Genomic DNA, 239 nt, shown 5'->3' with positions numbered 1-239 from the left:
ACGGTCTGCGGGGCGCCCTTCACGGTCTCCAGTTGCTTGCGCCCGACCAGGTAGAGGACGAGCGCGACGATGGCCCAGATGACGGCGACGATCACGCCGGACCAGGCGTTGCCCACCAGGTAGCCGAGGGCCCACCACAGGGCGATCGACAGGAAGAAGACCGCCATCAGTCCGGCGTAGCCGGCGCCGCCGAGCAGACCCGCGCCCTTGCCGGCGCGTGTGGCGGTCTGCCGGATCTC

At 70.7% G+C, this 239-nt stretch carries 1 protein-coding gene; it reads right to left on the bottom strand.

The window, feature by feature from the left end:
- On the bottom strand, positions 1–239 hold a 239-nt coding region (locus tag SB717_RS39240; RefSeq protein ID WP_410908705.1), incomplete at both ends, for a phage holin family protein.

The organism is Priestia sp. SIMBA_032 (genome assembly GCF_046535215.1).
Classification (GTDB): Bacteria; Bacillota; Bacilli; order Bacillales; family Bacillaceae_H; genus Priestia; species Priestia aryabhattai.
The sequence above is the reverse complement of the archived record's forward strand: the minus strand, read 5'-3'. Positions and strand labels throughout refer to the sequence as shown.